At 66.3% G+C, this 13,469-nt stretch carries 14 protein-coding genes; 9 read left to right on the forward strand and 5 right to left on the reverse strand.

The window, feature by feature from the left end; genetic code table 11:
• The 6 genes from EOA79_RS22210 to lpxK form a co-directional block, all read left to right on the forward strand.
• Positions 1 to 961: metallopeptidase TldD-related protein (locus EOA79_RS22210; protein WP_128293272.1), on the forward strand; the 961-nt coding region annotated here is incomplete at its 5' end.
• 1 nt (position 962) lies between these two features.
• Positions 963 to 1,757: a 3'(2'),5'-bisphosphate nucleotidase CysQ gene (locus EOA79_RS22215; RefSeq protein ID WP_128293274.1), complete on the forward strand. Its 795-nt coding sequence runs from the start codon at positions 963 to 965 to the stop codon at positions 1,755 to 1,757.
• Between the two features lie 75 nt (positions 1,758 to 1,832).
• On the forward strand, positions 1,833 to 2,078 hold the full coding sequence (locus tag EOA79_RS22220; RefSeq protein ID WP_040973997.1) for a DUF4170 domain-containing protein: 246 nt from the start codon (positions 1,833 to 1,835) through the stop codon (positions 2,076 to 2,078).
• A gap of 5 nt (positions 2,079 to 2,083) precedes the next feature.
• On the forward strand, positions 2,084 to 2,860 hold the full coding sequence (locus EOA79_RS22225; RefSeq protein ID WP_127217313.1) for a lysophospholipid acyltransferase family protein: 777 nt from the start codon (positions 2,084 to 2,086) through the stop codon (positions 2,858 to 2,860).
• Positions 2,857 to 4,173 carry a lipid IV(A) 3-deoxy-D-manno-octulosonic acid transferase gene (gene waaA / locus EOA79_RS22230; RefSeq protein ID WP_095824794.1) on the forward strand — a complete coding sequence of 439 codons (1,317 nt, stop codon included), beginning with the start codon at positions 2,857 to 2,859 and terminating at the stop codon, positions 4,171 to 4,173. The genes EOA79_RS22225 and waaA overlap by 4 nt, the downstream gene beginning before the upstream one ends.
• A 62-nt stretch (positions 4,174 to 4,235) precedes the next feature.
• The gene (gene lpxK / locus EOA79_RS22235) at positions 4,236 to 5,273 is read left to right on the forward strand and encodes a tetraacyldisaccharide 4'-kinase (RefSeq protein WP_128293275.1); all 1,038 of its coding nucleotides are present in this window, start codon (positions 4,236 to 4,238) and stop codon (positions 5,271 to 5,273) included.
• 6 nt (positions 5,274 to 5,279) lie between these two features.
• Here the strand turns inward: lpxK and EOA79_RS22240 are convergent, their stop codons facing one another.
• A complete protein-coding gene (locus EOA79_RS22240) occupies positions 5,280 to 5,513 on the reverse strand; it encodes a DUF2093 domain-containing protein (protein ID WP_067000947.1) in 234 nt (77 codons plus the stop codon).
• A gap of 112 nt (positions 5,514 to 5,625) precedes the next feature.
• On the opposite strand from EOA79_RS22240, the gene EOA79_RS22245 reads away from it, so the two are divergent.
• A complete protein-coding gene (locus EOA79_RS22245; protein WP_127335418.1) occupies positions 5,626 to 6,210 on the forward strand; it encodes a hypothetical protein in 585 nt (194 codons plus the stop codon).
• A 10-nt stretch (positions 6,211 to 6,220) separates the two neighbouring features.
• On the opposite strand, the gene EOA79_RS22250 is transcribed toward EOA79_RS22245, so the two are convergent.
• A complete protein-coding gene (locus EOA79_RS22250; protein WP_127335420.1) occupies positions 6,221 to 7,147 on the reverse strand; it encodes a LysR substrate-binding domain-containing protein in 927 nt (308 codons plus the stop codon).
• Between the two features lie 90 nt (positions 7,148 to 7,237).
• On the opposite strand from EOA79_RS22250, the gene EOA79_RS22255 reads away from it, so the two are divergent.
• Positions 7,238 to 8,131: a DMT family transporter gene (locus tag EOA79_RS22255; RefSeq protein ID WP_095801347.1), complete on the forward strand. Its 894-nt coding sequence runs from the start codon at positions 7,238 to 7,240 to the stop codon at positions 8,129 to 8,131.
• 184 nt (positions 8,132 to 8,315) lie between these two features.
• Here the strand turns inward: EOA79_RS22255 and mutL are convergent, their stop codons facing one another.
• Both mutL and EOA79_RS22265 read right to left on the reverse strand, forming a co-directional pair.
• On the reverse strand, positions 8,316 to 10,193 hold the full coding sequence (gene mutL, locus EOA79_RS22260; RefSeq protein ID WP_127335417.1) for a DNA mismatch repair endonuclease MutL: 1,878 nt from the start codon (positions 10,191 to 10,193) through the stop codon (positions 8,316 to 8,318).
• 45 nt (positions 10,194 to 10,238) lie between these two features.
• A complete protein-coding gene (locus tag EOA79_RS22265; protein WP_127335416.1) occupies positions 10,239 to 11,141 on the reverse strand; it encodes a LysR substrate-binding domain-containing protein in 903 nt (300 codons plus the stop codon).
• 90 nt (positions 11,142 to 11,231) lie between these two features.
• Between EOA79_RS22265 and EOA79_RS22270 the strand changes: the two genes are divergently transcribed.
• Entirely contained in the window at positions 11,232 to 12,782 is a 1,551-nt protein-coding gene (locus tag EOA79_RS22270; RefSeq protein ID WP_127335415.1) for a trimethylamine methyltransferase family protein, read from the forward strand.
• A 52-nt stretch (positions 12,783 to 12,834) separates the two neighbouring features.
• Here EOA79_RS22270 and EOA79_RS22275 read toward each other — a convergent pair.
• Positions 12,835 to 13,469 (reverse strand): GntR family transcriptional regulator (locus EOA79_RS22275; protein ID WP_164893914.1); only part of this gene is annotated, 635 nt, incomplete at its 5' end.

Genomic DNA, 13,469 nt, shown 5'->3' on the forward strand with positions numbered 1-13,469 from the left:
GCCAAGGCCGGCGCTGGCAGCGGAAGCGGCGGCCCTTGCCGTCAAGGGCGTCACCAATTCCTCCGGCAGCAGCGCCAGCGCCGGCCTTGGCGGCCTGGTGCTTGCGACCTCGCATGGCTTTGTCGGCCAATATGTCGCGTCGCGCTTTTCGCGCTCGACCAGCGTCATTGCAGGCCAAGGCACGGCGATGGAACGCGACTATGAATTCTCCTCGCGCCAGCATTTCGCCGATCTCGACGCGCCGGAGGAGATCGGCCGCAAGGCCGGTGAACGCGCCGTGCGTCGCCTCGGCGCCCGCAAGGCGGCGACCGGCCCGGTCGACGTCGTGTTCGACCCGCGTGTGGCGCGCGGCATTGCCGGCCATCTCGCCGGCGCCATCAACGGCGCCGCGGTGGCGCGCAAGACCAGCTTCCTGCGCGACATGATGGGAAAGCAGGTAACCTCAAGCGCGATCACCGTCACCGACGAGCCGCTGCGGCGTCGCGGCCAGGCGTCGCGGCCCTTCGACGGCGAAGGCGTCGAGGGCGACAAGCTGTTGATGGTCGACAGAGGCGTGCTCAACCACTGGTTCCTGTCGACCTCGGCCGCGCGCGAGCTTGGTCTCGTCACCAACGGCCGTGGCTCGCGCAGCGGCTCTTCGGTTTCGCCGTCCTCGACCAATCTGGCCATCGAGCCCGGCGATCGCGCGCCGGAGGAGCTGATCGCCTCGCTGCAGCGCGGCTTCTACGTCACCGAGGTCTTCGGCCAGGGCGTCGACATGGTGACCGGCGAATACAGCCGTGGCGCCTCCGGCTTCTGGATCGAGAACGGCGCGCTTGCCTATCCGGTGGCCGAGGTGACGATCGCCTCCAATTTGAAGGCCATGTTCCTCAACATGGTGCCGGCGAGCGATCTCGACCGCAATTTCGGCACTGCCGCGCCGACGCTGCTGATCGAGGGGATGACCCTTGCCGGCGCCTGACATGGTCATCTCAGCCGAGACGCACGAAGACCTTGCTCTGCTGCGCGACGCCGCCCGGGAGGCGGGCACCATCGCCATGCGCTATTTCGGTCAAAACCCCCAGGTGTGGATGAAGGGCGGGACCTCGCCGGTCAGCGAAGCCGACCATGCGGCCGACGCCTATCTGCGCGAGACCCTGCTCAAGGCGCGGCCGAATTATGGCTGGCTGTCCGAAGAAACCGCCGACGATCATGCCAGGCTGTCGGCCCGCCGCACTTTCGTCGTCGACCCTATCGATGGCACGCGCGGCTTTCTCGATGGCCTGCATTCCTGGTGCGTCAGCGTCGCCGTGGTCGAGGATGGCCGCTCGCTGGCCGGCGTGCTCGAATGTCCGGCCAAGCGCGAGACCTATTGGGCGCTGCCGGGCGAGGGCGCGTTCCTCAACGGCAAGCGCATCCAGGTCCGCCAACTCGGCGATACCGTCGAGATCGGCGGGCCGAAGCCGCTGGTCGAGCGCATGCCCGCTTCCTGGCAAGCCCGGATGCGCCGCGTCGCTTACATACCCTCGCTCGCCTACCGGCTGGCGATGATCGCCAACGGCAAGCTCGACGCGACCTTCGTCAAGCCCAACGCGCATGACTGGGACATCGCCGCCGCCGACCTTATCCTCCGCGAAGCGGGCGGCGCCTTGCTCGACCGTACCGGCAAGCCGCCGCGCTATGCCGGCGAGGTGATCAACCATGGCGCGCTCGCCGCCGGCAGCGGCGAACTGCTGGGTGTCCTGGCCGGCGTCATTGCCGGAGCTGACCAAGGGTGAGTCGGCCCACGGTTTCAAAATCGGCGGCTTTGGTCTAAACGTTTCACAAAATTCATGAATCTGCGAAGGATCGGCATGGCCGTGGAAGACGGAAAGAAACAGCTTTTGCACCTGGTGTTCGGCGGCGAGCTGAAAAAGCTGGGTGGAACCGAGTTCCGTGATCTGGATGCGCTCGACATCGTCGGCATCTACCCCGACTATCAATCGGCGCACGCCGCGTGGAAGGCGAAGGCGCAGGCCAGCGTCGACAATGCCCATATGCGCTATTTCGTCGTTCACCTGCACCGGTTGCTCGATCCGGAAACAAAGGCAGCCGGTTGACATCGATGGAGCATGAAGCGGTGAAAGGAGCGACGGGGCGCGCCGCCGGGCGGGGCGGGACTCGCACGCTGTGGCGCCGCATCCGAGAGCCGCTCGCCCAGTCGCGATTCGTCAAGAATTTCATCGCCAGCCTGTTCGCCTGGTTCGTGCGGCTGATTCGCATCACCAGCCCGCTGGTGAAAGGGTCGACGCAGGTCGCCGGCGGCGCCTATGCGCATCTGGAACCCGGCATCATCGCGCTGTGGCATGGCCAGCATCTCTTGACGCCGGCTTATTATCCCAAGGGCCGGCCGCTGGTCGCCATGGTCTCGCGCAGTGCCGACGCCGAGCTCAACGCGCTGATGCTGAACAGATTCGGCATCGAGGCGGTGCGCGGCTCGGGTGGCCGCGACAGTTCGAGGCATCTCGACAAAGGCGGCGCCAAAGCCTTGATTGCGCTCAAGAAAGCGCTGGTAGCCGGCAAGAATGTCGCGATGATCGCCGACATTCCGCATGGCACGCCGCGCGACGCGGGGCTGGGCATCGTGCTTTTGGCCAGGCTTTCCGGGCGCCCGATCCTGCCCTCGGCGATCGCCACCAGCCGCCGCAAGGTGCTGGAAAAGAGCTGGGACAAGACCACCATCAACCTGCCGTTCGGCCGCTCCGCCGTTATTGTCGGACAGCCGGTCTTCGTGCCGGCCAACGCCGACGACGCCGAGATGGAGCGCAAGCGCCAGGAGGTCACCGCCTCGCTCAACGCCGCGACCGCCGAGGCCTACCGCCTCGTGGACGGCGACAAATGAGCGAGCGCTGGGCGCGCGCGGCCCTGACCGCCTACCGTTACGCCGGGGCCGTCGCCTATCCGCTGATCGGACCCTATGTCGCCTGGCGCGCCTCGCGCGGCAAGGAAGACCGCGTTCGCCGTCGCGAGCGCTACGGCGTCGCCGGCCGTCCGCGTCCGGAAGGACCGGTCATCTGGATTCACGCCGCGAGCGTCGGCGAGACGATCGCCGTCGTGCCGCTGGTCGAAAGCATTCTCGATTACGGCGTCAACATCGTGCTGACGACCGGCACTGTGACCTCGGCCAAGGTCGCCGACGAGCGGCTTGGCAGCCGCATCATCCACCAATATGTGCCGCTCGACCTCAAGCCCGCGGTAAGCCGCTTCCTCGATCACTGGCTGCCGGAGCTGGCCATCATAGCCGAATCGGAGATCTGGCCGATGACCATCCTGGAACTCGGCGCGCGCAACGTGCCGCAGGTCCTGGTCAACGGGCGGCTGTCGGACCGTTCCTTCCGGTCGTGGAAGAAGCGCGCCGGCGTCGCCGAGGCGCTGTTCGAGAATCTTGCCCATGTCGTTGCCCAGTCGGATGTCGACGGCGAGCGGTTCCGCGTCCTCGGCGCCCGGCCGGTGACCGTTTCCGGCAATCTCAAGGTGGACACCAACCCGCCGCCGGTCGACGAGCGGGCGCTGGCGATCCTGCAGCGCCAGATCGGCTTGCGCCCGACCTGGGCGGCGATCTCGACCCATGACGGGGAGGAGGTCGCCGCGGCGGAAGTCCATGCGACCTTGCACAAGCGCCACCCTGGACTGTTGACCATCGTCGTGCCCCGCCATCCCGACCGCGCGGACGCGCTGGCCGCGCAGATCTCCGGCATGGGGCTGAAAGTCGCGCGCCGCAGCAAGGGCGACCGCATCACGTCCGACACCGATATCCTGCTCGGCGACACGATCGGCGAGATGGGACTTTATCTAAGGCTGACCGAGATCGCCTTCGTCGGCCGCTCGCTGACCTCCGAGGGCGGCCAGAACCCGCTCGAGCCGGCGATGCTCGACACGGCGGTGCTGGCCGGCCGCAACGTGCAGAATTTCCGCGAAGCCTATCAGCGCCTGCTCGATCGCGGCGGCGCCAAGCTGGTGCGCGACCGCGACATGCTGGCCGGCGCCGTCAATTTCCTTTTGACCAACGAGGCGGTGCGCCACGAGATGATGGCGGCGGGCGCGGCGACCGTCGACGAGATGCGCGGCGCGCTTCAGCGCACGCTGAAGTCGCTCGAACCCTACATCCAGCCGCTGGTCGTCAAGGCGCGCCTGAAAGGCGCCAACGGGCGCTAGCGCATGGCCCAAAAATTCGGATCCGATCTTTGGAAAGGGTCATGCGCCATGGAAGTCGCGCCATGACCAGCGAAGCGCCGCCCTTCTGGTGGGAAAAGCCGGACTGGCGCGTGCTGGCGCTTTCGCCGGTGTCCGCGATGTATGGAATGGTGGCTGGGCGCCGCATGCGGCGCGCGCCGCGCGAGAAGGTCGCGGCACCTGTGCTGTGCGTCGGCAACTTCACCGTTGGCGGCAGCGGCAAGACGCCGGTCGCCATCGCGCTGGCTAAACAGGCAAAGCGCATGCAGCTCACGCCCGGCTTCCTGTCGCGCGGCCATGGCGGTTCCTTCGCCAAGCCGCATGTCGTCGATGCGCATCACGACGCGGCCAAGCATGTCGGCGACGAGCCGCTGCTGCTTGCCGAACATGCGCCGGTCGCGGTGACGGCCAACCGCGCCGCCGGCGCCAAACTGCTGATGGCAGAGCATGGCTGCGACTTGCTGATCATGGATGACGGTTTCCAGTCGGCGCGCATCCATATCGACTACGCGCTGGTCGTGGTCGATGCGCGTTTCGGCATCGGCAATGGCCGCGTCATTCCGGGCGGGCCGCTCCGGGCAAAGATCGTTGATCAGCTGGTGTTCACCGGCGGCTTGCTGAAGATGGGCGAGGGGAGCGCGGCCGACACGGTGGTACGCCAGGCGGCGCGCGCCGGCCGGCCGATCTTTTTGGCCCATGTCGAGCCGGCGAACCCGGCGCGCTTTGCCGGCGGGCGCTTCCTTGCCTTTGCCGGCATCGGCCATCCGGAAAAATTCTTCGATACGCTGCGCGGCGCCGGCGGCGAGGTCGCGCTGTCGCGCGCTTTTCCCGACCATCATTTCTACGCCGCGGACGAGCTTGCCGATCTGGCGGCGCTTGCCAAGCGCGAGGGGCTTCGGCTTGTCACCACGGCAAAGGATGCCGCGCGGCTTCGCCACGGCGCCGCACCCGCCGGCTTCCTGGAGCAGCTCGACGTGCTTGAGATCGACGCCGTGTTCGAGATCGACCACGTGCCGGAGCGCATCATCAATGAGACGCTGGATGCATGGCGGCAGCGCAAGATGAGACCGTCCTCATCCTAGGAGGTTCTACCCGCGCTTGCGCAGCTCCGGATGCGCCTCGATCTCACGCCGCAGCGACGCTGCCGCGTTCACATATGGCTCCTGCCTGGCGACGCTCCAGTATTTGAGCTCGTCCAGCGGGATGCTCTCGCCGGTCACCGCGCAGCGCACGAACGCGCCGGGGCTCGTCACCTGGAAGTCGCCGTCGAGATAGCGGATGCGCGCTTCCTTGCCGCCGGGGCCTTCAAAACGGTTCATCATGGAATGGCGCATAGGTTCATAGGGGTTCAATCGCCACAAATCGAAGGCAAGGTCAAGCTTGGCGCAATGCTCATGTAGTATGCCGGTTGGCACAATGGTTGTCGGAAGCGCCATGGACATCACCAATGCCAGCGTGACGTCGCTGCTGAAAGAGGCGCTGGCGCCGCAGCCGGTGCCGTCGCCCAAGGCCGAACCTGCGACCGCGGCGCTGGTCAAGGCGCTCGTCCAGCCGCCGGCGCCGTCCGTCGTGTCCTCCGCACAAGTGGCCGCGCAGGCACTGAACGGCACGTTGCCGGCCGCTCAACCAACTCAGCGTCTGTCCTCGGCCGAGATCGAGAACGCCTACAGAGCCGTCCTGGAATCCGATGCCGGCACTGATGGCGCCTCGACGAAGTCTCCGGTTGGCAGGTCGGCGGCTGACGCCGATCAGCCTTCGCGGGCGCTGCCCCAGGTTCCACCGCCGGCCGCCGATGGCACCGCAAGGGTCGTGGCGGCGGCGCCCTCTTCGTTCTCGCCGGTGCTTGCGTCCGGAGTGCTGGTAGCGGCCAACGCCAATGCGCCGCCGCGCGGCGGCGTTCGCAGCCCCGGCCATGCCCCGCGATCCGAACCCGGCCAGACGCCGCTGTGGATGATATCGATCGTGACGGCCGTCGTCTCGGCTGCGACGACCACGATCGTGCTGATGCTGCTTCGCTGATCCGGGCGATCTAGCCCTCGTCCTGCAGGAAGGCTTCGAGCTTCTCCGGCGCCAGGCCCGCCTGTTCGGCGATGCGTCGGGCGAGATCAGCGGCGGCCGCGCGCGGCCGGCCGACCGGGCGGTCGAGCCAGTAGGACACCGGATTGAGCGCGACCCGCTCGTCAACGGGAACAATCCGGCCCGACTTCAACTGGTCTGCCGTCAGCGGCGGCCGCGCCAGCGCGATGCCGAGCCCGTGCGCCGCCGCGTCGAGCACCAGATTGTAGTCCTCGAAACGCCGGTCCTGCGGGCGCGGGCGATAATCGACCCCCTGTGCCGCGAACCAGGCGCGCCAGGCGGACGCGTCGGAATCGTTGATCAGCGGGAATTTGAGCAGCCGGTCCGGGTCGCCGTGCCCGATCTCCTCCGCCAGCTCCGGCGAGGCGATCGGGAAGATGTGCTCCTCGAAAAGCTGGACCGAGACGCGGCCCGGAATGCGGCCGCGCCCGCAGCGCACCGAAAGGTCGATGCCTTCGTCGGCAAGGTCGGCCTGGCGGTTGTCGACGTCGAGCACGATGCGCAGCCGCGTCGGGTTGTTTTCGAGCGCCGCCATGCGCGGCATCAGCCAAAGGCCGCTGACCGAAGGGATCGAAGCCAGCCGCACCACCGCGGTGCCGCGCGGCTCGACCCAGCGGTCGGAATTGACCGAGATCAGCGCGAAGGCCTCTGTGGTGCGCAGGTGCAGCCGGTTGCCCTCATTGGTCAGCGTCACGCCGCGCGCGTTGCGCTCGAACACCTTGAGCCCGAGCCAGTCCTCCAGCTTGGCGATCTGACGGCTGATCGCGCCATGGGTGAGGTTGAGCCTTTCGGCCGCCGCGGAAAAGCTTCCGGTCCGCGCCGCCGCGTCGAAGGCGCGCAAAGTCTCGAGCGGCAATAGCTGGTCAGAGCTGTGAAGCATGCTCACAGCTGACCCTCGAATTGCTCGTTTGTCAATCGGCGGGCAATGGCGTTTTCTCTCTCCATGACACTGAAGGACGAGGATTCAGCAATGAGCGCGTACACCGGCACGTTGAATGAGACACAGCGCATGGACACCACGGCCGCGATCGCGGTGGCGCTGACGGTGGTCGGCTGGGCGTCTGCCTTCCCGGCGATCCGCGCTGGCCTTGCCGCCTTCCAGCCGCTGGAACTCGGGGCGCTGCGCTTCGCCATCGCGGCCGTGCCGGCAGCGATCTTCCTTGCGGTCAAGCGTCCGGCGCTGCCGAGGATCGATGAGCTGTGGCGTTTCGGCTTCGGCGGTGCCATCTTCGTCGCGCTCTACACCGCCATGCTCAATTTCGGCGAGCTCACCGTCTCGGCGGGCGCCGCCGGCTTCATCATCAATGTCAGCCCGATCTTCACGGCCATCATGGCCATGGCGCTGCTCGGCGAGCGCTTTTCCGGCATGGCCTGGCTTGGCACGGTGATCTCGTTTGCCGGCATCGGCATCATCGCGGTGGCGGACGGCCATGGCCTGCATTTCAACACCGGAGCGCTGCTGGTGCTGGGCTCGGCCCTTTGCTCGGCCGTCAACACCATCGTCCAGAAGCCGCTCTTTGCCCGCCACCATCCGCTGACGATCGCCGCTTCCAACATGGTGCTCGGCGCGCTCTGCCTGTCGCCCTTCCTGGCGGAAGCGTTTTCGCAGGCTGCGGTCGCCGACATGGCCGGCCTCGGCGCCGTCATCTATCTGGGCATTGTGCCCAGCCTGATCGCCTACGCCGCCTGGGCCACCGCGCTGTCGCGCCTGCCGGCCGCGCGCGCCTCGAACTTCCTCTATCTGGTCTCGCCGACCTCCGCTCTGATTGGATTCTTCTGGCTCGGCGAAGTACCGACTCTGCTCGGCATGCTCGGCGGCGCGCTGGCGCTCGGCGGTGTGATCGTGGTGAATTTGAAGCGGTAAGTCAAAGGGTTGAGGCCGGTGCCTTGAGTAAAGGAAAGAGCCGCCTCGAGCGGCCCTTTTCTTGCCCCTCATCCGGCCGCTACGCGGCCACGAGAACGGGTTGGTGCTGGCGCTGAAGGTCTCCTCTCCCCATAGGGAGAAGTCAGCGGAGTGAAGCGAGGCTGGGTGAGGGGAATTGGCGCGCTCACCTTCGCCCGAACAATCTTTCAATGTCGGCGAGTTTCAGCTCAATATAGGTCGGCCTGCCATGGTTGCAGGTGCCGGAGCCGGGAGTCGCCTCCATTTGGCGCAGCAGCGCGTTCATCTCCTCGGCCTTGAGCAGGCGGCCCGAGCGCACCGAGCCGTGACAGGCCATGGTCGCGGCTATTCTGTCCAGCCGTTCCTTCAGCGTCTCGACCGTGTCGTTGTCGGCGATCTCGTCGGCGAGGTCACGCACCAGTTGCTGCACATTGGTTTCGCCGAGCATCGACGGCGTCTCGCGCACCGCCACCGCGCCCGGGCCGAAGCGCTCCAGGCCGAGGCCGAATTTGGCCAGTGTCTCGGAATGCATCGCCAGCCGTTCGGCATCCTCTTCCGGAAGGTCGACGATCTCGGGCAAAAGCAGCATCTGCGAAGGCACGGCGCGAGAGTGCAGCGCGTTCTTCAAGGCCTCGTAGACCAGCCGCTCATGTGCGGCATGCTGGTCGACGATGATCAGCGAGTCCCGGGTTTGGGCGACGATATAGTTCTCATGCACCTGAGCGCGCGCCGCGCCCAGCACCGTGCCGAGCAGCGCCTCGGCCGGCTCGGCGATGCCCGCCCGCGCGTCGGCGCTTGCCAGCGGCCCGGTGTCGAAGGCAGCCTGATCGTTCTCGGCGAAGCCGCCTCGCGCCGGCCGCGCTTCGCCCATGTCGAGCGGCCGCTGCGGCGAGCGCGCCAAATTCGAACCGTGGTCGAAGCTGGAGCCGGAGGCGCGAAAAGCGGCCTCATAGCTGCGGTGGCCATTGGCCGGTCCGGGATGCGAATAGGACGCCGCGCCGGGCCGGAAAGCCGCCATCATGCCGGCCGCGCCGGTGGTCGCGGCCCGGATGCCGGCGCCGGCCATCGCCTCGCGGATGGCGCCGACAATCAACCCGCGCACCAGGCCCGGATCGCGGAAGCGCACATCGGCCTTGGCCGGGTGGACGTTGACGTCGACGGTTGCCGGATCGAGCGAAAGGAACAGCACGGTCACCGCATGCCGGTCGCGCGGCAGCACGTCGGCGAAAGCGCCGCGGATCGCGCCGGCGATCAGCTTGTCGCGCACCGGCCGGCCGTTGACATAGGCATATTGCTGCAGCGCGTTGGCGCGGGTGTAGGAAGGGATCGAGACATGACCGGCAAGATGCACGCCGTCGCGCATGGCATCGATGGCAATGGCATTGTCGGGAAAGTCGGCGCCCATCACTTGCGCGATGCGGGCGAGCCGGCCCTCCGGCGTGTCGCCGGTCGCCGGCAGCTCCAGCGTCGAGCGGTCGGATCCGGCAAGCGTGAAGCGCACGGCGGGGAAGGCAATGGCGATGCGCTTCACCACGTCGCCGGTGGCCGAGCTTTCGGCGCGCTCGCCCTTCATGAATTTGAGCCGTGCCGGCGTGGCGAAGAACAGGTCGCGCACTTCGACGGTGGTGCCGCGGTTGGCGGCCGCCGGCTTGACGGCCGACACCCGGCCGCCCTCGATGCTGATCTCGGCCGCGCTGTCGCCGGCGGCCGTGCGCGAGCGGATCGAAAGCCTGGCCACCGAGCCGATCGACGGCAACGCCTCGCCGCGGAATCCGAGCGAGCGGATGTCGTGGATATCGTCCGACAGCTTCGACGTGCAGTGTCGGGCAACTGCCAGCGCCAGTTCGCGCTCGGGAATGCCCGAGCCGTCATCGGTGACGCGGATGAGCGAGAGCCCGCCGCCGGCGGTGACGATCTCGACGCGCGACGCGCCGGCGTCGAGCGCATTCTCGACCAACTCCTTCACCACGCTTGCGGGACGCTCGATGACCTCGCCGGCGGCGATCTGGTTGATCATCGTTTCGGAAAGCTGGCGAATGGGCATCCGAGGATTATAGGCGGATTCGAACGGTGTGGGGGAGGGGCTACTTCATGCCTGCGCCACCACCCAGTCCCTGACCTTGCGCGCGTTGTCGCTGAGCTCGCGGTTCTTCGGCCAGATGACGTGGAAGCCGATGCCGGTCCTCATCACATGGTCGGTCACCGGCACCAGCAGCCCTGATGCGACCAGCCGCTCGACCAGATGCCGCCAGCCAAGCGAGATGCCTTGCCCTTCCATCACCGCCTGGATCACCAGGGCATAGTCGTTGATGCGCAGGCCGCGCTCGGCATTGCGCAGGCTGGTTCCGGCCGACGCGAACCATTCGTCCCAGTTCGGCGCCTCGCGATAGGGCTCCTCGAGATGGATCAGCCGGTGCGTGGCCAGTTCCTCGACCGTCTTCGGCATGCCGAATTTGGCCAGATAGCTCGGTCCCGCGACGGGGAAGATCTCTTCGTCGGACAGCGACAGCGAGTGATAGTCCGGCCAGTCGCGCGGCACACCGCCGCGCACGCCGAGCGGAATACCCTCGGCAATGATGTCGAGGTCGCGGTCGGCGGTCTGGATGCGCAGATCGATGCCCGGCAGTTGGTCGCGGAACTGCTGCAGGCGCGGCATCATCCAGAACGAGCCGAAGGCAGTCGAGGCGGCAAGGGTCACATGGCCGCCGGTCGCCTGCAGGCGAAGGTCCTCGGCAGATTTGCGGATATGCGACAACCCCAGCGAGACGTCCGCGTGGAAGCGCTCGCCGGCCTCGGTCAGGAGCACCTGGCGGTGGCGGCGCTGAAACAGCTTGGCGCCGAGCTGTTCCTCCAGTCCGCGCACCGCATAGGATACGGCCGCCTGGGTCATGCCGAGCTCGCGCCCGGCGGCGGTGAAGCTCGACAGCCGGCCTGCCGCCTCGAAGACGACGAGGCTGCCGGCCGAGGGCAGGAGGTGGCGTAGGCTTCGCATAAGCACAGCTTATACAAGAGATCAGGATTTTCCAGCGTCACATCCATATTTCGTGTCGCTAACTTGGTCGGGCGGGATGAAGGAGACAACATGAACGCACCGGCCGCTGAATTGACTGAGCCGACCCACCGTCGCGGCGGCGGCCGCCTTGGGCGCAAGGCGCTGAGAAGCGCGCCGGTCGCGTCTTTCCCGACGCTCGTTCGCCAGATTCCGGCCTATGAGATCGTGCCCGACGAGGCGGTGGAGCTGATCCACGAGGAGTCGCTCAAAATCCTCGAGGAGGTTGGCTGCGAGTTCCGCGACGACGAAGCGATCGCGCTCTGGAAGGCGGCGGGTGCCGACGTCAAGGACACACGCGTCCGCATCGATCGCGCGCTGCTGATGGAGCTTGTCTCGAAGGTCCCGCCGGAATTCACGCTCAATGCGCGCAACCCCGAGCGTACGGTTCGCGTCGGCGGCAAGAACTCGATCTTCGTGCCGATGTATGGCGCGCCTTATGTGCGCGACCTCGACAACAAGCGGCGTTACGGCACGCTCAACGACCTCAACAATTTCCACAAGCTCGCCTACATGGCGCCGACGCTGCATTCGTCGAGCTCGATCATCTGCGAGCCGATGGAGATCCCGGTGCCGAAGCGGCACCTCCACATCATTCATTCGGCGCTCAAGCACTCCGACAAGCCGTTCATGGGCATCGTGACGTCGAAGGAGCGGGCCGAAGACACGATGGCGATGGCTGCGATCGTGTTCGGCGAGGAGTTCGTGCGCGACAATCCGGTGCTGGTGGCGATCACCAATTGCAATTCGCCGCTGGTGTGGGACGCCACCATGCTCGACGCGATGCGGGTCTATGCCCGCCACAACCAGCCGCTGATCCTGGCACCGTTTGCGCTCTGCGGCGCCTCGACCTCGGCCTCCGCCGTCGGCGCGGTCGCGCAGGTGAATGCCGAGGCGCTCGCCGGTGTGGCCTTCACCCAGCTCATCCGTCCCGGCTCGCCGCAGATCTATGGCCAGTTCATGGTGACCGTCGACATGAAGACCGGCGCCCCGATGGGGGGCACGCCGGAGGCCGCGCAGATGATGTATCTGATGGGTGCGCTGGCGCGGAAATACAAACTGCCGTGGCGCACCTCGGGCTTCCACGTCGGCTCCAAGCTCAACGACGCCCAGGCCGGCTACGAGGCGAACATGCTTATGCATGCCGCGATCCTCGCCGGCGCCAATTACATCTGGCACTCCGCCGGCTGGCTTGAAGCCGGCCTTACCTGCGGCTATTCGAAATTCGCCACCGACTGCGAACAGCTCGTCGGTTGGTACAAATATGCCGGCGGCGTTCCCTTCGACGATTTCAAGGAGGCCATGGCGGCGGTCCGCGAGGTCGGTCCGCAAGGGCATTTTCTCGGCACGCAGCACACGCTCGAGCATTTCGAGCGCGCCTTCTTCATGCCGAGCATCATGGACTTCAATTCCTTCGAACAATGGACAGCCGAGGGCGCGAAGGATCACGACACGCGCGGCCGCGAAAGGGCGCGCAACATGCTCGCCGACTACCAGGAGCCGAAGCTCGACGACGGCATCGCCGAAGGTCTCAAGGATTTGATCGCGCGGCGCGAGGAAAAGCTGCCTGATACCGTTAGTTGACAAAATATGGGCAAAGGCCGTCGGCAATCGTGACTGACAGCAAGCCAGTGGCTCAGCCAGCGCGCACCTTGCCGATCGCAAGGTGTTTCTGAAGCGATTGACAGGCGTTCATAATATGATCGTAGACCAACTTTGCGGCCTGTTCGGTCTCGCCAGCGCGGCAGGCGGCCAGGATTTCGCGATGTTCTCGATCCGCAAGCTCATGACCGCCGGAAATCGTCAGCTGAACTCGCAGATAGCGTTCGATGCGATCGTTAACCGACCGGATCATGCGGAGGAGATATGGTCGCCCGGCGTCTAGATAAAGACTGGAATGGAACTCCCAATTTAGTTCCGCCCAGCGGCCGACGTCGGTTTCCTTCGCAAAGGAGTCGCAACTTGCTTGCGCCTTATCGAAGGTCTTCTCGTTCATGTGGGGGAGGGAAAGCCGAATTGCGTTCGATTCCAGCATCGCTCGGACCTCGAAAATCTGCACGATCTCCGGTTCCGACATGCTGGCGACAATTGCGCCCTTGTTTCGCTGAAATGCCACGAATCCCTCTGCCTCGAGCCGCTTCAAAGCTTCGCGCACCGGAATCTTGCTGATGTTGAACATGCGGGCGACGTCGTCTTGCCTGATCGGTTCGCCCTCATCAAGCGACCCGGATATGATTGCTCCGCGGATGAACTTCAAAACCACGTCGGAAG

It is taken from the genome of Mesorhizobium sp. M1A.F.Ca.IN.020.03.2.1 (assembly GCF_004023205.1).
Classification (GTDB): Bacteria; Pseudomonadota; Alphaproteobacteria; order Rhizobiales; family Rhizobiaceae; genus Mesorhizobium.